The organism is Bradyrhizobium sp. CCBAU 21365 (assembly GCF_015291305.1).
Lineage (GTDB): Bacteria > Pseudomonadota > Alphaproteobacteria > Rhizobiales > Xanthobacteraceae > Bradyrhizobium > Bradyrhizobium elkanii.
On record NZ_CP030036.1, the window covers coordinates 447648 to 469250 of the forward strand.

At 64.8% G+C, this 21603-nt stretch carries 19 protein-coding genes; 15 read left to right on the forward strand and 4 right to left on the reverse strand.

Annotated elements, in window-relative coordinates; genetic code table 11:
- The first annotated feature begins 1 nt into the window (after position 1).
- From XI02_RS02120 to XI02_RS02150, 7 genes are all read left to right on the forward strand, one after another.
- Positions 2-478 (forward strand): DUF1579 family protein, encoded by a 477-nt coding sequence (locus XI02_RS02120; protein ID WP_016845086.1) that lies wholly within the window; start codon positions 2-4, stop codon positions 476-478.
- A 97-nt stretch (positions 479-575) separates the two neighbouring features.
- Positions 576-1457, forward strand: coding sequence for a succinate--CoA ligase subunit alpha (gene sucD, locus XI02_RS02125; RefSeq protein WP_172646103.1), 882 nt, complete (start codon positions 576-578; stop codon positions 1455-1457).
- Positions 1458-1712: 255 nt separating this feature from the next.
- Positions 1713-4673: a 2-oxoglutarate dehydrogenase E1 component gene (locus tag XI02_RS02130; protein WP_069277283.1), complete on the forward strand. Its 2961-nt coding sequence runs from the start codon at positions 1713-1715 to the stop codon at positions 4671-4673.
- Positions 4674-4858: 185 nt separating this feature from the next.
- The gene (gene odhB, locus XI02_RS02135) at positions 4859-6103 is read left to right on the forward strand and encodes a 2-oxoglutarate dehydrogenase complex dihydrolipoyllysine-residue succinyltransferase (protein WP_194483362.1); all 1245 of its coding nucleotides are present in this window, start codon (positions 4859-4861) and stop codon (positions 6101-6103) included.
- Positions 6104-6175: 72 nt separating this feature from the next.
- Positions 6176-6925 (forward strand): SDR family oxidoreductase, encoded by a 750-nt coding sequence (locus XI02_RS02140; RefSeq protein WP_172646101.1) that lies wholly within the window; start codon positions 6176-6178, stop codon positions 6923-6925.
- A gap of 84 nt (positions 6926-7009) precedes the next feature.
- Complete coding sequence (gene lpdA / locus XI02_RS02145; RefSeq protein ID WP_172646100.1) at positions 7010-8410, forward strand: dihydrolipoyl dehydrogenase; 1401 nt, start codon at positions 7010-7012, stop codon at positions 8408-8410.
- Positions 8411-8450: 40 nt separating this feature from the next.
- Entirely contained in the window at positions 8451-8990 is a 540-nt protein-coding gene (locus XI02_RS02150; protein ID WP_016843829.1) for a hypothetical protein, read from the forward strand.
- Between the two features lie 144 nt (positions 8991-9134).
- On the opposite strand, the gene XI02_RS02155 is transcribed toward XI02_RS02150, so the two are convergent.
- Both XI02_RS02155 and XI02_RS02160 read right to left on the reverse strand, forming a co-directional pair.
- Positions 9135-9725, reverse strand: a complete 591-nt coding sequence (locus tag XI02_RS02155; RefSeq protein ID WP_026192099.1) for a DUF4337 domain-containing protein — start codon at positions 9723-9725, stop codon at positions 9135-9137.
- A 147-nt stretch (positions 9726-9872) separates the two neighbouring features.
- Entirely contained in the window at positions 9873-10844 is a 972-nt protein-coding gene (locus XI02_RS02160; protein ID WP_172646099.1) for a tyrosine recombinase XerC, read from the reverse strand.
- Positions 10845-11066: 222 nt separating this feature from the next.
- Here XI02_RS02160 and XI02_RS02165 point away from each other — a divergent pair, with 222 nt between their 5' ends.
- The gene (locus XI02_RS02165) at positions 11067-13277 is read left to right on the forward strand and encodes a primosomal protein N' (protein WP_172646098.1); all 2211 of its coding nucleotides are present in this window, start codon (positions 11067-11069) and stop codon (positions 13275-13277) included.
- Positions 13278-13485: 208 nt separating this feature from the next.
- Here XI02_RS02165 and XI02_RS02170 read toward each other — a convergent pair whose 3' ends face one another.
- Entirely contained in the window at positions 13486-13977 is a 492-nt protein-coding gene (locus XI02_RS02170) for a septal ring lytic transglycosylase RlpA family protein (protein WP_016843825.1), read from the reverse strand.
- Between the two features lie 630 nt (positions 13978-14607).
- On the opposite strand from XI02_RS02170, the gene XI02_RS02175 reads away from it, so the two are divergent.
- From XI02_RS02175 to XI02_RS02205, 7 genes are all read left to right on the forward strand, one after another.
- Entirely contained in the window at positions 14608-15168 is a 561-nt protein-coding gene (locus XI02_RS02175) for a F0F1 ATP synthase subunit delta (RefSeq protein ID WP_028340805.1), read from the forward strand.
- Positions 15168-16697 carry a F0F1 ATP synthase subunit alpha gene (gene atpA / locus XI02_RS02180; protein ID WP_069277287.1) on the forward strand — a complete coding sequence of 510 codons (1530 nt, stop codon included), beginning with the start codon at positions 15168-15170 and terminating at the stop codon, positions 16695-16697. The genes XI02_RS02175 and atpA overlap by 1 nt, the downstream gene beginning before the upstream one ends.
- A gap of 91 nt (positions 16698-16788) precedes the next feature.
- Positions 16789-17667, forward strand: a complete 879-nt coding sequence (locus XI02_RS02185) for a F0F1 ATP synthase subunit gamma (RefSeq protein ID WP_026192101.1) — start codon at positions 16789-16791, stop codon at positions 17665-17667.
- 25 nt (positions 17668-17692) lie between these two features.
- Complete coding sequence (gene atpD / locus XI02_RS02190) at positions 17693-19135, forward strand: F0F1 ATP synthase subunit beta (protein WP_016843821.1); 1443 nt, start codon at positions 17693-17695, stop codon at positions 19133-19135.
- A 118-nt stretch (positions 19136-19253) separates the two neighbouring features.
- The gene (locus tag XI02_RS02195) at positions 19254-19661 is read left to right on the forward strand and encodes a F0F1 ATP synthase subunit epsilon (protein WP_026192102.1); all 408 of its coding nucleotides are present in this window, start codon (positions 19254-19256) and stop codon (positions 19659-19661) included.
- Positions 19662-19866: 205 nt separating this feature from the next.
- Entirely contained in the window at positions 19867-20022 is a 156-nt protein-coding gene (locus XI02_RS02200) for a hypothetical protein (RefSeq protein WP_244620880.1), read from the forward strand.
- Positions 20023-20126: 104 nt separating this feature from the next.
- The gene (locus XI02_RS02205) at positions 20127-21122 is read left to right on the forward strand and encodes a helix-turn-helix domain-containing protein (RefSeq protein WP_172646097.1); all 996 of its coding nucleotides are present in this window, start codon (positions 20127-20129) and stop codon (positions 21120-21122) included.
- Here the strand turns inward: XI02_RS02205 and XI02_RS02210 are convergent.
- On the reverse strand, positions 21080-21580 hold the full coding sequence (locus XI02_RS02210; RefSeq protein WP_069277290.1) for an RNA pyrophosphohydrolase: 501 nt from the start codon (positions 21578-21580) through the stop codon (positions 21080-21082). The two genes, XI02_RS02205 and XI02_RS02210, sit on opposite strands and share 43 nt — an antisense overlap.
- Positions 21581-21603: the final 23 nt, after the last annotated feature.

Sequence of the window (21603 nt, forward strand, 5' to 3'; positions counted from 1 at the left end):
GATGGCCGATCATCTCGACGCTCCGACACCGCTGGACGAACACCGCAAGCTCGCGGCGTTTGCGGGCGAGTGGAGCGGCGAAGAGATGGTCTATCCGTCGCGCTGGACCGCGGGCGGTCCGGCCACCTCGCATGTCGTTGCGCGCATCGCGCTCAACGGCTTCTACCTGATCCAGGACAGCGTGCAGACGCGCGACGGCAAGGAGAGCTTCGCCACCCACGGCGTGTTCACCTACGACCGCGACGATCGGGCCTACAAGTTGTTCTGGCACGACTCGCTCGGCTACTACCCGCCGTCGCCGGCGTCCGGTGGCTGGGCGGGCAAGTCGCTGATCCTGGTGCGCGGCTCGCTGCGCGGCAATGCCCGTCACGTCTACGAGGTCGTCGACGACAACACCTACAACATGAAAATCCAGTTCTCGCCTGACGCGGAAGGGTGGGCCGACGTGCTCACCGGCGTGTACCGGCGTATCCACTGAGCATGATCCGGAAAAGTGGTCCCCCGGTTTTCCGACAAGATCATGCTCAAACCATAGAGTTCCCTTCACCGATCGTCTCGCGAAAGCATCTCGAACCATGTCCATTCTGATCGACAAGAACACCAAGGTCATCTGCCAGGGCTTCACCGGCAAGAACGGCACGTTCCATTCGGAAGCGGCGATCGCTTACGGCACCAAGATGGTCGGCGGCGTGGCGCCCGGCAAAGGCGGCTCGACCCATCTCAACCTGCCGGTGTTCGACACCGTCGCCGAAGCGCGGCAGAAGACCGGCGCCGACGCCAGCGTGGTCTATGTCCCGCCGCCGGGCGCGGCGGACGCGATCTGCGAGGCGATCGACGCAGAGATCCCGCTGATCGTCTGCATCACCGAGGGCATCCCGGTGCTCGACATGGTGCGCGTGAAGCGCTCGCTGTCGGGCTCGAAGTCGCGGCTGATCGGGCCGAACTGCCCCGGCGTGATGACCGCCGGCGTATGCAAGATCGGCATCATGCCGGCCAACATCTTCAAGCCCGGCTCGGTCGGCATCGTCTCCCGCTCCGGCACCCTGACCTATGAGGCGGTGTTCCAGACCACCCAGGAGGGCCTCGGCCAGACCACCGCGGTCGGCATCGGCGGCGACCCGGTCAAGGGCACCGAGTTCATCGACGTGCTGGAGCTGTTCCTGGCCGACGAGAAGACCAAGTCGATCGTGATGATCGGCGAGATCGGCGGCTCGGCCGAGGAAGACGCCGCCCAGTTCCTCAAGGACGAGGCCAAGCGCGGCCGCAAGAAGCCGATGGTCGGCTTCATTGCCGGTGTCACCGCACCTCCCGGCCGCCGCATGGGCCATGCCGGCGCCATCATCTCGGGCGGCAAGGGCGACGCCGGTTCCAAGACCGCGGCGATGGAAGCCGCCGGCATCAAGGTATCGCCGTCCCCGGCGCGTCTCGGGCACACCCTCGCGGAGATGCTGAAGTAACCGCCGTCCGGCGAAGTTCCCTTCGAGATTTGGCGTGTTTCGGGCGGGTTCTCCTTGGGGAACCCGCTCTTTTATTGCGTTTTGTCGCCGGAATGCCGATCAATAAAATATGAAAATAAGTTCATTTCTTAGTTCTTTTAGACAGGAATATCTGTCCTAGATAGGGTAAAGGGTATCAATCCAGCCGGCGCACTTCCAGACCGGCACCTAGCGCCGTCTCCTACGCGCGAACCGAAAAAATCACCAGGACTGCCCATGTCTCGCCAAGACGCGAACGCCGCTTTTGCACTCTCATCATTCCTGCAGGGCACCAACGCCGCCTACATCGACGACCTCTACGCCCGCTACGAGCAGGACCCGTCGTCGGTCGACGCCGAATGGCAGGATTTCTTCAAAAGCCTGAAGGACGCCCCGGCCGACGTCCAGAAGAACGCCGAGGGCGCCTCGTGGGGCCGCGACAACTGGCCGGTGACGCCGCGCGACGAGCTGACCTCCGCGCTCGACGGCAACTGGGCCCAGGTCGAGAAGGCGGTCGGCACCAAGCTCGCGGCCAAGGCGCAGGCCAAGGGCGCCGAGCTGTCCGATGCCGACGTCCATCAGGCCACCCGCGATTCGGTTCGCGCGCTGATGCTGATCCGCGCCTATCGCATGCGCGGCCATTTCCACGCCAAGCTCGATCCGCTCGGCATCGAGGCGCCGCGCGACCGTGAGGAGCTCGATCCGCGCTCCTACGGCTTCACCGAGGCGGACTTCGATCGCAAGATCTTCCTCGACCACGTGCTTGGCCTCGAATACGGCACGCTGCGCGAGATCGTGCAGATCTGCGAACGCACCTACTGCCAGACGCTCGGCGTCGAGTTCATGCATATCTCGAACGCCGCGCAGAAGGCGTGGATCCAGGAGCGCATCGAGGGGCCGGACAAGGAGATCTCGTTCACGCCCGAGGGACGCCGCGCGATCCTCAACAAGCTGATCGAGGCGGACGGCTTCGAGAAGTTCTGCGACACCAAGTTCACCGGCACCAAGCGCTTCGGCCTCGACGGCGGTGAATCGCTGATCCCGGCGCTCGAGCAGATCATCAAGCGCGGCGGCAATCTCGGCGTGAAGGAGATCGTGGTCGGCATGCCGCATCGCGGCCGCCTCAACGTGCTGACCCAGGTGATGGGCAAGCCGCACCGCGCGCTGTTTCATGAATTCAAGGGCGGTTCGGCCAATCCGGATTCGGTCGAAGGCTCCGGCGACGTCAAGTATCACCTCGGCGCGTCCTCGGACCGCGAGTTCGACGGCAACAACATCCATCTGTCGCTGACCGCAAATCCGTCGCATCTGGAAATCGTCGATCCGGTCGTGATGGGCAAGGTGCGCGCCAAGCAGGACCAGCACGGCGATCCGCCGGATATGCGCATCTCGGTCCTGCCGCTGCTGATGCATGGCGACGCGGCCTTCGCGGGCCAGGGCGTGGTTGCGGAATGCTTCAGCCTGTCGGATCTGAAGGGCTACCGCACCGGCGGCTCGCTGCACTTCATCGTCAACAACCAGATCGGCTTCACCACCTATCCGCGCTACTCGCGCTCGTCGCCCTATCCGTCCGACGTGGCGAAGATGATCGATGCGCCGATCTTCCACGTGAATGGCGACGATCCGGAGGCCGTGGTGTTCGCAGCCAAGGTCGCGATCGAATTCCGGCAGAAATTCCACAAGCCGGTCGTCATCGACATGTTCTGCTACCGGCGCCACGGCCACAACGAGGGCGACGAGCCGGCGTTCACCCAGCCGGTGATGTACAAGAAGATCGCTTCTCACCCGCCAACGCTGGAGATCTACGCCAAGCGGCTGGTCGCTGACGGCGTGTTGACCGAGGGCGAGGTCGAGAAGGCCAAGGCCGACTGGCGCGCGCGGCTCGACGCCGAGCTCGAAGCCGGCGCCGGCTACAAGCCGAACAAGGCCGACTGGCTCGACGGCAAATGGGCGGGCTTCAAGATCGCCGACCAGGAAGAAGACGCCCGCCGCGGCGTCACCGGCGTCGACCTTGCCGTGCTCAAGGACATCGGCCGCAAGATCACCAAGGTGCCGGACGGTTTCCGCGTCCACCGCACCATCCAGCGCTTCCTCGACAATCGCGCCAAGGCGATCGACAGCGGTGTCGGGATCGACTGGGCCACCGGTGAGGCGCTGGCGTTCTGTACGCTGCTGCAGGAAGGCCATCATGTGCGCCTGTCCGGGCAGGATTCCGAGCGCGGCACCTTCTCGCAGCGCCATTCGGTGCTGATCGACCAGGAGGACGAGAGCCGCTACACGCCGTTCAACCATCTCGGCGGCGAAGACACCGGCCACTACGAGGTCATCAACTCGCTGCTGTCGGAAGAGGCGGTGCTCGGCTTCGAATACGGTTACTCGCTGGCCGAGCCGAACGCGCTGGCGCTCTGGGAAGCGCAGTTCGGCGACTTCGCCAACGGCGCGCAGGTGGTGTTCGACCAGTTCATCTCTTCGGGCGAACGCAAGTGGTTGCGCATGTCGGGCCTCGTCTGCCTGCTGCCGCATGGCTACGAAGGGCAGGGACCGGAGCACTCCTCCGCGCGCCTCGAGCGGTACCTGCAGATGTGCGCCGAAGACAACATGCAGGTGGTCAATCCGACCACGCCGGCGAACTACTTCCACGTGCTGCGGCGCCAGCTGCATCGCGAAATCCGCAAGCCGCTGATCCTGATGACGCCGAAGTCGCTGTTGCGCCACAAGCGTGCCGTGTCGCGGCTCGAGGAGCTCGGCAAGGACGCCACGTTCCACCGCATCCTGTACGATGACGCGCAGATGCTGCCGGACGAGAAGATCAAGCTGGTGCCGGACGACAAGATTCGCCGCGTCGTGCTGTGCTCCGGCAAGGTCTATTACGACCTGTACGAGGAGCGCGAGAAGCGCGACATCGACGACATCTATCTGCTGCGCGTCGAGCAGCTCTATCCGGTGCCGCTGAAGGCGCTGGTGCAGGAGCTCGGCCGCTTCAAGAACGCCGAAGTGGTCTGGTGCCAGGAGGAGCCGCGCAATATGGGTTCGTGGCACTTCATCGAGCCCTATCTGGAATGGGTGCTCAACCAGATCCACGCCCCCAACAAGCGTCCGCGCTATGCCGGCCGTCCGGCATCGGCGGCGACCGCGACCGGCTTGATGTCGAAACATCTGGCGCAGCTCAAGGCGCTGCTCGACGACGCACTGAACTAACGACCTTCACTGACCATGCCCCGCCCTGTGCGCAATTGCGCACTGGAGCGGGGCATCCGGTATCCCGCGTCATCCAGCAGAAGTGCTGTCGTCACGGAGTACCGGATCGCTCGCTTTGGCGGGCGATGGCGGACAAGTTTCACGACCGCAAATTTTGCGATTGCAGGGTTATCGAGGAAAAGACCATGACTGAAATTCGCGTTCCAACGCTCGGCGAATCCGTGACCGAGGCCACGATCGGCCGCTGGTTCAAGAAGGCCGGTGAAGCCGTCGCGGTGGACGAGCCGTTGGTGGAACTGGAGACCGACAAGGTCACGATCGAGGTGCCCGCGCCGGTTGCCGGTACGCTCGGCGAGATCATCGCCAAGGACGGCGAGACCGTCGCCGTCGGCGCGCTGCTCGGCCAGATCAATGACGGCGCGGCCGCGGCCGCCAAGCCGGCTGCTGCGGCTTCCGCCAAGGTGGCCGCCCCGGCTGCCGCGGCTTCTGCCGCCCCGGCTCCTGCCGCGCCGAAGGCGCCGCCGGCGGATGCGCCGCTGGCACCCTCGGTCCGCAAGCTGTCCGCCGAAAGCGGCATCGATGCGTCCACCGTTCCTGGTTCGGGCAAGGATGGTCGCGTGACCAAGGGCGACATGCTGGCCGCGATCGAGAAGGCCGCCTCGGCGCCGACCCCGGTCAACCAGCCGGCCGCCGCCGTGCAGGTTCGTGCGCCGTCGCCGGCGGACGATGCCGCGCGCGAGGAGCGCGTGAAGATGACCCGGCTGCGCCAGACCATCGCGCGCCGCCTCAAGGACGTGCAGAACACCGCCGCGATGCTGACGACCTTCAACGAGGTCGACATGACCGAGGTGATGAAGCTGCGCGCCCTCTACAAGGACACGTTCGAGAAGAAGCACGGCTCGAAGCTCGGCTTCATGGGTTTCTTCACCAAGGCGGTCGTGCAGGGGCTGAAGGACATTCCGGCGGTCAACGCCGAAATCGACGGCAGCGACCTGATCTACAAGAACTATTATCACATCGGCGTTGCGGTCGGCACCGACCGCGGCCTCGTGGTGCCTGTGGTGCGCGACTGCGACCACAAGTCGATCGCCGAGATCGAGAAGTCGATCGCCGACTACGGCCGTAGAGCCCGCGACGGCCAGCTCAAGATCGACGAGATGCAGGGCGGCACCTTCACCATCACCAATGGCGGCATCTACGGTTCGCTGATGTCGACGCCGATCCTGAATGCGCCGCAGTCCGGCATCCTCGGCATGCACAAGATCCAGGAGCGGCCGATGGTGGTCGGCGGCAAGATCGAGGTGCGCTCGATGATGTATCTGGCGCTGTCCTACGATCACCGCGTCATCGACGGCAAGGAAGCGGTCACCTTCCTGGTCCGCGTCAAGGAGAGCCTGGAGGATCCGGCCCGCCTGGTGCTGGACCTCTAAGACCGTATCGCGCGCGGCGTCCGATCGGCTCGGGCGCCGCGATCTGTTGGGTGCTCACATTTGGGGATCAAAGTGACGGATAAGGTCGTTGTCATCACCGGCGGCAGCCGCGGCATCGGCCGCGCCACCGCGCTCGCTGCCGCCGCGCGCGGCTATCGCATCGTGGTCGGCTATGCATCCAACAAGACCGCGGCGGACGAGGTCGTCGCCGCGATCGAGGCCAGGAACGGCAAGGCGATCGCGGTGAAATGCGATGTCGGCAGCGAGCAGGACATCCTGGCGCTGTTCAAGGCGGCCGACGGCTTCGGCACGCTCGGCGCGCTCGTCAACAATGCCGGCATTGTCGGCAAGAGCGGCGTGCGTGTCGACGAGATGTCGGCCGAGCGCATCCAGCAGATGATGGCGGTCAATGTCACCGGCAGCATCCTGTGTGCGCGCGAGGCGGTGAAGCGCATGTCGACCAGGCACGGCGGCCAGGGCGGCGTCATCGTCAACCTGTCCTCGGTCGCGGCAAAGCTCGGTGCGCCCAACACCTATGTCGACTATGCCGCGTCCAAGGGCGCGATCGATTCCTTCACGATCGGCCTCGGTTACGAAGTCGCGAATGAGGGCATCCGCGTCGCCGGCATCCGGCCCGGACTGATCGACACCGACATCCACGCCGCGGGCGGCGAGCCCGATCGCGCGCACCGGCTCGCCCATATGGTGCCGATGAAGCGTGTCGGCACAGCCGATGAAATCGCCAACGCCATCGTCTGGCTGATCTCGGACGAGGCTTCCTATGTCACCAGCGCGATCCTCGACGTGTCGGGCGGTCGCTAGCACACGATCAAGAGCGGGCGGCGGTCTGCCGACACGATCGCGCCCGCGTAATTGTCACAGAGCTTAGCTACAGGACCTTCCATCATGGCTTCTTACGATCTCGTCGTCATCGGCACCGGCCCGGGCGGATATGTCTGCGCAATCCGCGCGGCGCAACTCGGCATGAAGGTCGCCGTCGTCGAGAAGAACGCGACGCTGGGCGGCACCTGCCTCAATGTCGGCTGCATGCCGTCGAAGGCGCTGCTGCACGCCTCCGAAATGTTCGAGGAAGCCGCGCACTCCTTCGCCAAGATGGGCGTCAGCGTCCCGGCGCCGAAGCTCGATCTGCCCGCGATGATGAACTTCAAGCAGCAGGGCATCGACGGCAACGTCAAGGGCGTCGAGTTCTTGATGAAGAAGAACAAGATCGACGTGCTCAAGGGGACCGGCAAGATCCTCGGTGCCGGCAAGGTCGAGGTCTCCGGCGACGGCAAGACCGAGACCGTCGAGACCAGGAACATCGTTATCGCCACCGGCTCCGATATCGCCCGCCTGAAGGGTATCGACATCGACGAGAAGCGCATCGTGTCGTCGACCGGTGCGCTGTCGCTGGAGAAGGTGCCGGAGAAATTGTTGATCATCGGCGCCGGGGTGATCGGACTCGAGCTTGGCTCGGTCTGGCGGCGTCTCGGTGCGGACGTCATGGTCGTCGAATTCCTCGACCGCATCCTGCCCGGCATGGACGGCGAGGTGGCGAAGCAATTTCAGCGCATGCTCGAGAAGCAGGGCTTCGTCTTCAAGCTCGGCGCCAAGGTCACTGCGGTCGATACCTCCGGCAAGACGCTGCAGGTCAAGGTCGAGCCGGCCTCGGGCGGCGCTGCGGAAACCATCGAAGCCGATGTCGTGCTCGTCTGCATCGGACGGGTGCCCTACACCGAGGGCCTCGGGCTGAAGGAAGCCGGCGTTGCGCTCGACAATCGCGGCCGCGTCGAGATCGACGCGCACTTCTCGACCAACGTGAAGGGCATCTACGCGATCGGCGACGTGGTGGCCGGGCCGATGCTCGCGCACAAGGCGGAAGACGAAGGCGTTGCCTGCGCGGAGATCATCGCGGGCCAGGCCGGCCACGTGAACTACGACGTCATTCCAGGTGTTGTGTATACCACGCCGGAAGTGTCGTCGGTCGGCAAGACCGAGGAAGATCTCAAGCAGACCGGCGTCGCGTACACCGTCGGCAAATTCCCGTTCACGGCGAACGGCCGGTCCAAGGTCAATCAGACCACCGACGGCTTCGTGAAAATTCTCGCAGATGCGAAGACGGATCGGGTGCTTGGCGTCCACATCGTCGGCCGCGAAGCCGGCGAAATGATCCATGAAGCCTGCGTTCTGATGGAATTCGGCGGATCGGCCGAGGATCTGGCGCGCACCTGCCACGCGCACCCGACCCGTTCGGAGGCGATCAAGGAAGCCGCGCTTGCGGTGGGCAAGCGCGCCATCCATATGTGATGATCGAAAGTCCGGCGTCAGCCGGGTTGAGATCATAGCGATGCTGCGCCGCCTGCTTCAGCCGTTCTGGGTCCTGCTTGCGATCATCTTCCTGGTCGAGGCTTGGCTATGGGACCACCTCGAGCCGATCGTGGCACGGGTGGTGGCGTGGATTCCGCTCCGCGCGCTCAAGCAATGGCTTGCCGACCGGGTCGATTCGCTGTCGCCGGCGATGACGCTGATCGTCTTCGTCGTGCCGGTGATCCCGCTGTTTCCGCTCAAGCTGGTCGGGCTCTGGCTGCTCGCGAACCAATACTGGTTCAGTGCGGTCTCGCTGATCCTGTTCGCCAAGTTCGTCGGTGTCGGCGTGACGGCCTTCCTGTTCGACGTGACGCGGCCGAAACTGCTGGAGATGCCCTGGTTCGAGGCGCTCTATAATTTCGTGATGGCGCTGCGGGCCAAGGCCACCGCGCTGGTCGAGCCGATCAAGCGGCGCATTCGCGAGATGATCCGTGGCGACGGCGAGGGCTGGGCGGCACGCACGCTGCGCGTGATCGCGCGCTTCCGCAAAAGCGTGCATCAGACCAGCAAGCCTCTTTGATCAAAACTTTCTATTCCGTCATCCTGAGGAGCGCGGAACGCGCGTCTCGAAGGATGCACGGCCCGGCCGGTGGCCGTCGATCCTTCGAGACGCGCGCAAGGGCGCGCTCCTCAGGATGACGGTTCGAAAGCGGCGCGCTGCGCCTCAATGCAGATGCAGCAAGTGCGGCTGGAACAGGCCGAGCGCCGTCATCACGATGCCGGCGAGCGTCACCAGGCCGGACACCCAGGCGAGCGCGAGGATGCCCGTGATGATGGTCGCCGACGCCAGCACGATGGCGATCTGGAAGGCGGCGGAGGCAAGCTCGAAATGATGATATTTCGCGGTGGCCTCGTCGCGCTCATGCTCGGCGTGCTTGGCGCGTTCGGAGAGCTGCTCTGAACCCTCGCCGGTTTCCGGCTCCGAGCGATAGCGCGCCGCGGTCTTCTGCCAGTCGTCGATCTGCTTCTGCAGCGCAGCCCTGGCCGCCTCGTCGGTGGTGGTCGCGAGGTTCAGCTTGCCCTGTTCGGCCGCGGTCTGCACCGCGGTACGGCGGATGCTCTTGGCCTGGAAGAAGGCCCACAGGTTGGAGGCCTCGACATTCTTGCTGATCGATTCGGTCTGGGCGCCCTTGCCGAGCGTTTCCGACAGCGCCAGGCACAGGGCGATCACGGCGATCAGGAGCGCGATCTTCTTGTTCTCGCCCGAAGCATGCTCGGCATGCTCCGCGTGCTCCATACTTTCATGTGCGCTCATGATTCCCCTCCGGATGAGACCGCGCCACGATTGCCGAATGCAGCGCACAAGGCAAGGGCCGAACGGTGTGGAGTAGCCGTCGGAAGATGAACGGCGCATGACGGCGGGCCAAAGCTCGCGCTTTATTTTGAATCCAGACCCAGGCGTTCAGCCGCGCGGATGCGCGGAGCGATAGACTTCGAGCAGGCGCTCGCTGTCGATGCCGGTGTAGATCTGAGTGGTCGACAGCGATGCGTGGCCGAGCAATTCCTGGATCGCGCGCAAATCGCCGCCGCGGCTGAGCAGATGCGTGGCGAAGGAGTGCCGCAGTGCATGCGGCGTTGCGCTGTCGGGCAGGCCGAGCGCGCCGCGCAGCCGCTCCATGGTGAGCTGGATGATGCGTGGGCTGAGCGGGCCGCCGCGCGCGCCGACGAACATCGGCCCCGCGGGGCTGAGTTGATGCGGGCAGATCGCCGCATAGTCCGCGATCAATTGCAGCACGTTCTGCAGCACCGGCACCATGCGGGTCTTGTTGCCCTTGCCGGTCACCACGAGCACGTCGCCTTCGCCGGGTTTCGGCACGTCGCGGCGCTTCAGCCCCAGTGCTTCGGAGATGCGCAGGCCCGAACCATAGAGCAGCGCCATGACGGCGGCGTCACGCACCAGGATCCAGGTCTCGCGGGTCTCATCCGCGCGCTCGTCGGCATCGGCAAAGCGTTTCGCCGCTTCCAAGTGGATCGGCTTCGGCAGGCTCTTCGCCACCTTGGGCGCGCGGATCGCCGAGAGCGCGCCGACCTTGCCCTTGCCTTCGCGTTCCAGGAAACGTCCGAACGAGCGCAGGCCCGCCAGCGCCCGCATCAGCGATCGCCCGCCGATCTCCTCGGTTCGGCGCATCGCCATGAAGGCGCGCACATCGCTCGCCTCGAGCGCGGAAAATGCCTTGAGCGTCACCCGCGCGCCCCAGTGCCCGGCCAGGAAGGCGAGGCATTGGCGCACGTCGCGGGCATAGGCCTCGAGCGTTTTCGGCGACAGCCGCCGCTCCGCACGCAGATGCGACAGCCAGCACGTCATCTCCTGCGTGACCGATGCGTCGGCGCAGTCGAGCTCGAGCGGTTGGATGGGCTGATCGGTCCGGGCCATGTCCGTGTCTTAAGGGCTATTGGCGCTGCCCATCTCCTGATTATATCGCACTGCCTTCGTTTACCGTTCGCTAAGAGCGTGAAGCGGCGGGAGAGCGTTTTCGAGCGAAGTGGACGCCGGTTCGCGTGAAGAAAACGCATCAAAACAAGGAGCTGGAGATTTGGTTCTGATTCGATCAGAAACCAAATCTCCAGCCCGCTCGGGTTCAAGGTTTCTGATTCAATGGACCATACCACGCGCCCTGGCCCAGCCTCCGCATCGACGACACGTGTCGTCGACGTGCTGGTGCCTGTCGCGCTGAACCAGACCTATTCCTATCGCGTTCCGCGCGGCATGGAGCTTGCGCCGGGCGACGTGATCGGCGTTCCGCTCGGGCCGCGCGAGGTCGTTGCGGTGGTGTGGGCGGAAAATGCCAATCCGGATCCGCGGCTGCACAACCGGCTCAAGGACGTCAGCGAGAAGCTCGATGTTCCGCCGCTAAGGCCGGAGCTGCGCCAGCTGGTCGACTGGGTCTCCAATTACACTTTGTCGGCGCGCGGCATGGTGCTGCGGATGACGCTGCGGATGGGCGACAATCTCGGGCCGGAGCGGACGCGGCTCGGCGTGCGACTGGTCGGCGAGCCGCCGCGGCGCCTGACGCCGGCACGCCGGCGGGTCATCGAGGTGCTGTCAGACCGGTTGCTGCACGGCAAGTCGGAGGCGGCGCGGGAGGCCGGCGTCAGTTCCGGCGTGATCGACGGCCTTGTCGACGAAGGCACCCTGACGGTCGAGGCGATGCCGCCGCCGGCACCGCCGCCCGTTCCGGATCCCTCCTATGCGCAGCCGGATTTTTCGCGCGAGCAGCGCAGCGCCGTCGACGTGATGAGGGCGCTGGCTGCGAGCGGCAGCTTTCACGTTGCGCTGCTCGACGGCGTCACCGGTTCCGGCAAGACCGAAGTCTATTTCGAGGCGATCGCCGAGAATATCCGTCGCGGCAAGCAGACGCTGATCCTGATGCCGGAGATCGCGCTGACCGGCCAGTTCCTCGACCGTTTCGCGCAACGCTTCGGCGTGCGGCCGCTGGAATGGCATTCGGAGCTCACGCCGCGCACGCGGGCGCGAAACTGGGCGGCGATTTCCGAGGGCAAGGCGCCGGTCGTGGTCGGCGCCCGTTCCGCGCTGTTCCTGCCCTATGCCGATCTCGGCCTCATCATCGTCGATGAGGAGCACGACCAGGCCTACAAGCAGGACGACGGCGCGCATTATCACGCGCGCGACATGGCGGTGGTCCGCGCCCATATCGCAAAGATCCCGATCGTGCTGGCGTCGGCCACGCCGTCGGTCGAGAGCGAGGTCAATGCGCGCAAGGGGCGCTACCAGCGCGTCGCGCTGCCGTCGCGGTTCGGCGGCCAGCACATGCCGCATATCGAGGCGATCGACATGCGCCGCGCGCCGCCGCCGCGCGGCCGCTTCATTTCGCCTGTACTGGCCGAGCAGATTCGCCATGCCATCGAGCGCCGCGAGCAGGCGCTGCTGTTCCTCAACCGCCGCGGTTACGCACCGCTGACGCTGTGCCGGGCCTGCGGCCACCGCTTCGCCTGCACCATCTGCGATGCATGGCTGGTCGATCACCGGTTCCGGCAGCGGCTGGTCTGTCATCACTGCGGCTTCTCGATGCCGCGGCCGAATATCTGCCCGCATTGCGCGGCCGAGGAATCGCTGGTCGCGGTCGGGCCCGGCGTCGAGCGCCTGCAGGAGGAGGTAGCCCACATCTTCCCCGAGGCCCGCACCATGGTGCTGTCGAGCGATCTCATCACCTCGATCGAGACCATGCGCAGCGAGCTCAACGAGATCGCCGAGGGCCGCGTCGACATCATCATCGGCACCCAGCTGGTGGCGAAGGGCCACAACTTCCCGCGGCTCAATCTGGTCGGCGTCATCGACGCCGATCTCGGCTTGAGCAATGGCGATCCGCGCGCCGCCGAGCGGACGTTCCAGCTGCTGAACCAGGTGGTCGGTCGCGCCGGCCGCGAGCAGGGCCGCGGCGTCGGCTTTCTGCAGACCCACCAGCCCGAGCATCCCGTGATCAAGGCCCTGATCGCCAATGACCGCGAGGCGTTCTATGCCAGCGAGATCGAGATTCGCGAGCGCACCGGCTATCCGCCGTTCGGCCGGCTGGCGAGCCTGATCGTCTCCGCCGGCGACCGTCCGACCGCGGAAGGCTTCGCCCGCAAGCTCGCCGCGGTGGCGCCGCTCGATGAGCGGATCCAGGTGCTCGGCCCCGCCGAGGCGCCGCTCGCCGTCATCAAGGGTCGCTACCGCTTCCGCCTGCTGGTGAAGTCGCTGCGCAATGTCGACCTGTCGCAATATCTGCGCGAATGGCTGGCGGCGGGTCCGAAGACCAAGGGCAATCTGAAGCTCGAGGTCGACGTCGATCCGCAGAGCTTCCTGTAGATCATGATCCGGAAAAGGGTGTCGCGGTTTTCCGACAAGATCATGCTCAAGACAAAGAAGTAGAGCGGGATGACGGGTAGAAGTGGAGCCATTGCGCTCTACTGAGCCCGCAAAAGAGAAAGCCTGCCGTCATTTGCGACGGCAGGCCATTTTTTGGCGCGAAGCAAGCCTCGCGGCCGTTACGCAACGCAACGCTTACTGAACGCGCTTACGAGACGACCTCGGCGGTGACGCGGCCGACGCCGGCACCGGTCAGGCCGATGGCGCGGGCTGCGCCGGTGGAGAGGTCGAGCACGCGGCCGCGGATGAACGGGCCACGATCGTTGATGGTGACGACGACGCTGCGGCCGCCATGGGTGACGCGGAGCTTGGTGCCGAACGGCAGCGAGCGGTGGGCCGCTGTCATGGCGTTCTGGTTGAAGCGCTGGCCGGAAGCGGTGCGGCTGCCCGACTCATTGCCGTAGAAGGAGGCCATCCCCGAGAACGAGTGGCCGCCGGACGGCTGGATCGATGCATTGGCGTCGCGCCAGGACGAGCCTTCGGCGCGGGCGTGGTGATGATGGTGGTGGCGATGATGGTGGTGCCGGGACTTCGCGGACGCCTCGGTCACGCTGCCCCCGACCAGAATAGTTGCGGCTACAAACGCAAGCGCCGTACGCGAGCGGGTTACGTTGCCCGCCGCCTTCTTGATATTCAGCATTGATAAGACCCTCAGACAGTATTGCCGCTAACGCGGCAAGTGGAACCCCCGTCCCTTCGTTGACCAAGGCCGTTTGGTTTCCCAATGAGGCACGAATTGGGCAGTAAATCTCGATTATCTCGTGCTGAAATATCTTGTTACCGCCTGGTGGTAGTCGATCGAGGTTCCGTAATCTTGCTATTTAACCAATTTTTAACGACCAATATACTTGCCAATACTGATTATCGAAGCGACGGTAAGTTTTCGGTAAGTAATCGCCAAATGAAACCGCAACCTGCCCGGGGTTCCCTGCGCGCTCGGCCATAGGCCTATGCAAATTTCGATGGAACAAAATCGCGGCGGCGTGAATCAGGCCTGACACGCCGAATTTCCGCGCGCCAAATTTTTCCGATTCGGCCGCCGGCTGCGGTCGGCAAAAAGCGCGTGCGACAAGGCGGCACTCACGATGCCGTCATGTTGCACCTGCGCGATTGCTATGTTAGCAAAGCCGCGATTTTAACGGTCCCGGCACGTCCTGTGCCGGTCGAAAATCGAAGTCCCGCTTGAATTCCAAGGGCTTGGATCGCTAGGCGCTGCTTTGGTGGCGACGGTTTTTCCCTTGCGAATTCGACAGCAAAAAAGAGCGAGCTCGTGGCTGCTGAAGATCCGTCCGTTTCGGGAGTGTCCGGTCGTTACGCAACGGCCCTGTTCGAGTTGGCGCGCGACGAGCAATCCGTCGATCAAGTCCGGGCCGACCTCGACAAGTTCGAGGCCTTGCTCAACGAGAGCGCCGATCTCAAGCGCCTCGTCCGCAGCCCGGTGTTCGCCGCCGACGCCCAGCTGAAGGCGCTGACCGCGGTGCTCGACAAGGCCGGCATCGCCGGCACGTCGGCCAAATTCCTCAAGGTGCTCACCGCCAATCGCCGGCTGTTCGCCGTTGCCGATGTGATCCGCGCCTATCGCGCGCTGGTGGCGAAGTTCAAGGGCGAGGCGACTGCGGAAGTCACCGTCGCCGAGCAGCTCAGTGACAAGAATCTCGACGCGCTGAAGGCCGCACTGAAATCAGTGACGGGCAAGGACGTCGCGCTCAACGTGAAGGTCGATCCCTCCATTATTGGTGGCCTGGTGGTCAAGCTCGGCAGCCGCATGGTGGATAGTTCGCTTCGCACCAAACTCAATTCGATCAAGAACGCGATGAAAGAGGCAGGCTGATGGACATCCGCGCCGCAGAAATTTCTGCGATCCTCAAGGACCAGATCAAGAATTTCGGCCAGGAAGCCGAGGTCACCGAAGTTGGCCAGGTGCTGTCGGTCGGTGACGGTATCGCCCGCGTCTACGGTCTCGACAACGTTCAGGCCGGTGAAATGGTCGAGTTCGAGAACGGCACGCGCGGCATGGCGCTCAACCTCGAAACCGACAACGTCGGTATCGTGATTTTCGGCGCCGACCGCGAGATCAAGGAAGGCCAGACCGTCAAGCGCACCCGCGCGATCGTGGACGCGCCGGTCGGCAAGGGTCTGCTCGGCCGCGTCGTCGACGCGCTCGGCAACCCGATCGACGGCAAGGGCCCGATCCAGGCCACCGAACGCAAGCGCGTCGACGTCAAGGCGCCCGGCATCATTCCGCGCAAGTCGGTGAACGAGCCGATGGCCACCGGCCTCAAGGCGATCGATGCGCTGATCCCGATCGGCCGCGGCCAGCGCGAGCTGATCATCGGCGACCGTCAGACCGGCAAGACCGCGATCGCGCTCGACACCATCCTGAACCAGAAGCCGCTCAACGCCCAGCCGGACGAAAACCTCAAGCTGTATTGCGTCTACGTCGCGATCGGCCAGAAGCGCTCCACCGTCGCGCAGTTCGTCAAGGTGCTCGAAGAACAGGGCGCGCTGGAATACTCGATCATCGTCGCGGCCACCGCGTCCGATCCGGCCCCGATGCAGTACATCGCGCCGTTCACCGCCTGCACCATGGGCGAGTACTTCCGCGACAACGGCATGCACGCCGTGATCATCTATGACGACTTGTCGAAGCAGGCCGTCGCCTACCGCCAGATGTCGCTGCTGCTGCGCCGTCCGCCGGGCCGCGAAGCCTATCCGGGCGACGTGTTCTACCTGCATTCCCGACTGCTCGAGCGCGCCGCCAAGCTCAACAAGGAGCATGGCTTGGGCTCGCTGACGGCGCTGCCGGTCATCGAAACCCAGGCCAACGACGTGTCGGCCTACATTCCGACCAACGTCATCTCGATCACCGACGGTCAGATCTTCCTGGAAACCGACCTGTTCTTCCAGGGTATCCGTCCCGCGGTGAACGTCGGTCTGTCGGTGTCGCGCGTCGGTTCGTCGGCGCAGACCAAGGCGACCAAGAAGGTTGCCGGCAAGATCAAGGGCGAGCTCGCGCAGTACCGCGAAATGGCGGCGTTCGCGCAGTTCGGCTCGGACCTCGACGCCTCGACCCAGCGCCTGCTCAACCGCGGCTCGCGCCTCACCGAACTCCTGAAGCAGCCGCAGTTCTCGCCGCTGAAGATGGAAGAGCAGGTCTGCGTGATCTGGGCCGGCACCAACGGCTATCTCGATCCGCTGCCGCTCAACAAGGTGAAGGCGTTCGAGGACGGCCTGCTGTCGCTGCTGCGCGGCAAGAACGCCGACATCCTCGATGCGATCCGCACCAGCCGCGATCTGTCCGACGAGACTGCCGCCAAGCTCAAGACGGCCGTCGAGGGCTTCGCCAAGACCTTTGCATAACGAATGGGGCGTCGCCCGGCTCGCCGCCGGGCGTGACGAACGGAGGCTTGCGATCTGACCATTATGGTCGGATCGCCGGGGTGAACGAAGAATGGCGTCACTAAAAGACATGCGGGTCCGCATCGCCTCGACCAAGGCGACGCAGAAGATCACCAAGGCCATGCAGATGGTCGCAGCCTCGAAGCTGCGCCGCGCGCAGAACGCCGCCGAAGCGGCGCGGCCCTATGCCACCAAGATGGATGCGGTGATTTCCAACATCGCCGCGGCGGCCAACGGCACGCCCGGGGCGCCCGCGCTGCTTGCCGGCACCGGCAACGATCAGGTGCACCTGCTTCTGGTCTGCACCGGCGAGCGCGGCCTGTCCGGCGCGTTCAACTCCGCCATCGTGCGCCTGGCGCGCGAGCGGGCGAACGCGCTGCTCGCGCAGGGCAAGGAAGTCAAATTCTTCTGCGTCGGCCGCAAGGGCTACGAGCAGCTGCGGCGGACCTTCGAGAAGCGCATCGTCGAGCACCTCGACCTGCGCTCGGTACGCCAAATCGGCTTCACCAACGCCGAGGACATCGCCAACAAGGTGCTGGCGCGGTTCGAGGCCGGCGAGTTCGATGTCTGCACGCTGTTCTATTCGCGCTTCCAGTCGGTAATCGCGCAGATTCCGACCGCGCAGCAGATCATCCCGCTCGAGGTGGCTGCGCCCGCGGCCAATGCGGCGCCCTCCACGTCCTACGAATACGAGCCTGAAGAGGACCAGATTCTCGGCAGCCTGTTGCCGCGCAACCTCGCGGTGCAGATCTTCCGCGCGCTGCTGGAGAACAACGCCTCGTTCTATGGCGCGCAGATGAGCGCGATGGACAGCGCGACCCGCAATGCCGGCGAGATGATTCGCAAGCAAACCCTGATTTACAACAGAACCCGTCAGGCCCAGATCACGAAGGAGCTGATCGAGATCATCTCCGGCGCTGAGGCGGTCTAAGGCAGATTTCGAAGGAGAACAGTCCATGGCTACAGCAGCCAACCAGATCGGTCGCGTTACCCAGGTCACGGGCGCCGTGGTCGACGTGCAGTTCGAAGGCCACCTTCCGGCGATTCTGAACGCGCTCGAGACCAAGAACGGCGGCAACCGCCTGGTGCTCGAAGTCGCGCAGCACCTCGGTGAATCGACCGTCCGCACCATCGCGATGGATATCACCGAGGGCCTCGTGCGCGGTCAGGAAGTGACCGACACCGGCGAACCGATCCGGGTGCCGGTCGGCGAGGGCACGCTCGGCCGCATCATCAACGTCATCGGCGAGCCGATCGACGAAGCCGGCCCGATCAAGTCTGACGGCCTGCGCGCCATCCATCAGGAAGCACCGACCTACACCGACCAGTCCACCGAAGCCGAAATCCTCGTCACCGGCATCAAGGTCGTCGATCTTCTTGCTCCGTACGCGAAGGGCGGCAAGATCGGCCTGTTCGGCGGCGCCGGCGTCGGCAAGACCGTGCTGATTCAGGAGCTGATCAACAACGTCGCGAAGGCGCACGGCGGTTACTCCGTGTTCGCCGGCGTCGGCGAGCGCACCCGTGAAGGCAACGACCTCTATCACGAGTTCATCGAATCGAAGGTCAACGCCGATCCGCATAACCCGGATCCGAGCGTGAAGTCGAAGTGCGCGCTGGTGTTCGGCCAGATGAACGAGCCGCCGGGCGCCCGCGCCCGCGTCGGTCTGACCGGTCTCACCGTTGCCGAGCACTTCCGCGACCAGGGCCAGGACGTGCTGTTCTTCGTCGACAACATCTTCCGCTTCACCCAGGCGGGCTCGGAAGTGTCGGCGCTGCTCGGCCGTATTCCTTCGGCGGTGGGTTATCAGCCGACGCTCGCGACCGACATGGGCGCGCTGCAGGAGCGCATCACCACCACCCAGAAGGGCTCGATCACCTCGGTGCAGGCGATCTACGTGCCGGCCGACGACTTGACCGACCCGGCGCCCGCCACCTCGTTCGCGCACTTGGACGCCACCACGGTGCTGTCGCGCGCGATCTCGGAAAAGGGCATCTATCCGGCGGTGGATCCGCTCGACTCGACCTCGCGCATGCTGTCGGCGCTCGTCGTCGGTGATGAGCACTACAACACCGCGCGCATGGTCCAGCAGATCCTGCAACGCTACAAGTCGCTGCAGGACATCATCGCCATTCTCGGCATGGACGAACTGTCGGAAGAGGACAAGCTGACGGTGGCCCGCGCCCGCAAGGTCGAGCGCTTCCTGTCGCAGCCGTTCCACGTCGCCGAAGTCTTCACCGGCTCGCCGGGCAAGTTCGTCGACCTCGCCGACACCATCAAGGGCTTCCGCGATCTCTGCCAGGGCAAGTACGACCATCTGCCGGAAGCGGCGTTCTACATGGTCGGCACCATCGAAGAAGCCGTCGAGAAGGGCAAGAAGCTGGCGGCTGAAGCCGCCTAAGCTTCGGGATGTCGTCTCATCGCCGGACTTGATCCGGCGATCCATCGCACGAGAAGTATTTTGACTGATGGACCCGCGGGTCGAGCCCGCGGGTGACAGCGCAAAGAACGGAAAGACCATGGCCACCTTCCACTTCGATCTCGTCTCTCCCGAAAAGCTCGCCTTCTCCGGCGAGGTCGATCAGGTTGACGTCCCCGGCGTGGAGGGGGATTTCGGTGTGCTCGCCGGTCATGCACCTGTGGTCGCCACGGTTCGTCCGGGCATCCTGACGATCACGGCCGCCGGCAAGCGCGAGAAGGTGATCGTGCTCGGCGGCCTCGCCGAGGTTTCGGACAAGGGCCTCACCGTGCTCGCCGACGTCGCGACCGCGCTTGCGGACATCGATCGCGCGAAGTTCGCCGAGACGATCAACGAGATGCAGGAAAAGCTTGCCGAGAAGGAGGGCTCCGAGCTCGACCACGCAATCGAGCGGCTCGACCACTTCAAGAGCATCCAGCAAGAGCTCAACACGACGGCTATGCACTAAGGCGCGGTTGCCGACCGGCGATCGCGCCGCCATGTCGAGTGAGCCGACCCCCTTAGTGGAATAGCTCACACTTTTTCGATCATCGCCTGAGAAGGCTTGAATAATTCAACGCTCGCCACGCCGTGGCGAGCGTTCAATGCTTGTTGCGCGCGGGATCGTCTGGCGGCATTCTCCCCGGCATATCTGGGTTCGGGGGCTGGTCCTCATGAAGCGCAAGGTCGCAGCGATCCTCGCGGCCGATATCGCAAGTCAGAGCCGATTGGTTGCCGACGATGAGGGAGAGACGCTGCGGCGGCTCGCCTCTTCTCGACAAGTCCGCTTCTTCGCGGTCGGCCCGAACGAACGACCTGCGAATATGTGAAGCAGCTTACAGCAGGGATCGTGCACAAATGACAAGCTGCAGCGCGACGACGATTTGGCCCGACCGCATCGCGATTTCATTCCTGACATAACGGACAAGCTGCCGTGCTGACTTTCACCACCGATGCTCTCCGCCCGCAGGACCGCTTCGAGCACTGGTGCGAGGTGCGCGGCAAGAGCCTGTTCGGGGTCACGATCGAGCTCGAACGCGACAAGAGGGCCGATTTCCGCGGGCGCTTCTCCGCGACGCCGGTGGGCAGTGCCGTGCTGGCGCAAATGTCGGCCTCCTCCTACTGCGTCAGCCGGACCGCATCCGACATCGCGCGCGTTCCGAGCAACAGCCTGCATCTTGCCTGGCAGGTGCGCGGCCCCGGCCACATGAATATCGGCCGCGATCGCGTCCAGTTTGTGCGCAACGGCGACCTGGTGTTCGGCCATTCCAATCTTCCGTTTGCCTCGACGCCCGAACGGACCGATGGCTTCGACTTCTTCAGCCTCAAGATCCCGGCCACCGACGAGCTCGTGCTCGGCGCGCGGATCGAGGACGCTCCGCCGGTCGCGCTGGCGCGCGATGCGAGCCTGACCCGGCTTGTCGGCGCCATGTTCCGCTCGATGACACGAGATCTCGCGCAAGCCGGGCAGTTCGCCGGCGACGTTGCGCATATGCTGCGCCTGGCGCTGCTCGCGCGCGGTCGCCTGCGGCCACGCCAGGACGAAATCCGTGCCGCGCTGCATGCGGGCTACCTGCATGCCGCCCGCGAAATTCTGTTCCGCGACCTGCATCGCGCCTCGCTCACGCCGGCCGCGGTTGCCGCCGAGCTCGGCATCTCACTGCGGCAATTGCATGCGCTGTTCGAGCCGACCGGCCTGTCATTTGCGCGGACGCTGACGGCGGCAAGGTTGAAGGCGGCGAGGCGTGCGCTCTACGCCATACGGGAGCGCAGCATCGACGAGATCGCGTTCTCGTGCGGCTTCGAGAGCATCGCGACCTTCTATCGCGTCTTCCGTTCGACCTACGGCATGACGCCGGGCGACGCGCGGCGCATTCCGCCGCAGGATCAGCCGGCGAATTCCGCGAACCGGGTCGCGACCGCGCGGTAGACGTCGCGGCGGAACGGCACCACGAGATCGGCAACGCGGTCGAGGCGCTCCCAGCGCCATCGATCGAATTCAGCCGGCTGGCCGTTGCGCGGCGTCAATGGATCGATCTCCTCGTCGCGTCCGGTGAAGCGCAGCGCAAACCATTTCTGCCGCTGGCCGCGGAATTTGGCCAGCCGGTGCGATGTCGGCCCGTCATAGGCGGGGAATTCGTAGGTCATCCAGTCGGTCTCGCCGAGATAGTCGGCGTTGACCGCCCCGGTCTCCTCCCACAATTCGCGCATCACGGCCTGGCGCGGATCCTCGCCGGCGTCGATGCCGCCCTGCGGCATCTGCCATTCGAGGCCGGGCAGCACGATCTCCGGACCATCGTCCTTGATCCGGTGGCCGATCAGCACACGTCCGTCGGCATTGAACAGCGCGATGCCCACATTGGGGCGATAAGGCTTATCTGATGACATCTCGGTGGCTACGTCGCGCGTCT

Excerpts from the sequence above, each read along its gene's own strand:
- XI02_RS02120 (WP_016845086.1), top strand. The coding sequence starts at position 2 with ATGGCCGATCATCTCGACGCTCCGACACCGCTGGACGAACACCGCAAG.
- sucD (WP_172646103.1), top strand. The coding sequence starts at position 576 with ATGTCCATTCTGATCGACAAGAACACCAAGGTCATCTGCCAGGGCTTC.
- XI02_RS02130 (WP_069277283.1), top strand. The coding sequence starts at position 1,713 with ATGTCTCGCCAAGACGCGAACGCCGCTTTTGCACTCTCATCATTCCTG.
- odhB (WP_194483362.1), top strand. The coding sequence starts at position 4,859 with ATGACTGAAATTCGCGTTCCAACGCTCGGCGAATCCGTGACCGAGGCC.
- lpdA (WP_172646100.1), top strand. The coding sequence starts at position 7,010 with ATGGCTTCTTACGATCTCGTCGTCATCGGCACCGGCCCGGGCGGATAT.
- XI02_RS02150 (WP_016843829.1), top strand. The coding sequence starts at position 8,451 with ATGCTGCGCCGCCTGCTTCAGCCGTTCTGGGTCCTGCTTGCGATCATC.
- XI02_RS02155 (WP_026192099.1), bottom strand. The coding sequence starts at position 9,725 with ATGAGCGCACATGAAAGTATGGAGCACGCGGAGCATGCCGAGCATGCT.
- XI02_RS02160 (WP_172646099.1), bottom strand. The coding sequence starts at position 10,844 with ATGGCCCGGACCGATCAGCCCATCCAACCGCTCGAGCTCGACTGCGCC.
- XI02_RS02165 (WP_172646098.1), top strand. The coding sequence starts at position 11,067 with ATGGACCATACCACGCGCCCTGGCCCAGCCTCCGCATCGACGACACGT.
- XI02_RS02170 (WP_016843825.1), bottom strand. The coding sequence starts at position 13,977 with ATGCTGAATATCAAGAAGGCGGCGGGCAACGTAACCCGCTCGCGTACG.
- atpA (WP_069277287.1), top strand. The coding sequence starts at position 15,168 with ATGGACATCCGCGCCGCAGAAATTTCTGCGATCCTCAAGGACCAGATC.
- XI02_RS02185 (WP_026192101.1), top strand. The coding sequence starts at position 16,789 with ATGGCGTCACTAAAAGACATGCGGGTCCGCATCGCCTCGACCAAGGCG.
- atpD (WP_016843821.1), top strand. The coding sequence starts at position 17,693 with ATGGCTACAGCAGCCAACCAGATCGGTCGCGTTACCCAGGTCACGGGC.
- XI02_RS02195 (WP_026192102.1), top strand. The coding sequence starts at position 19,254 with ATGGCCACCTTCCACTTCGATCTCGTCTCTCCCGAAAAGCTCGCCTTC.
- XI02_RS02200 (WP_244620880.1), top strand. The coding sequence starts at position 19,867 with ATGAAGCGCAAGGTCGCAGCGATCCTCGCGGCCGATATCGCAAGTCAG.
- XI02_RS02210 (WP_069277290.1), bottom strand. The coding sequence starts at position 21,580 with ATGTCATCAGATAAGCCTTATCGCCCCAATGTGGGCATCGCGCTGTTC.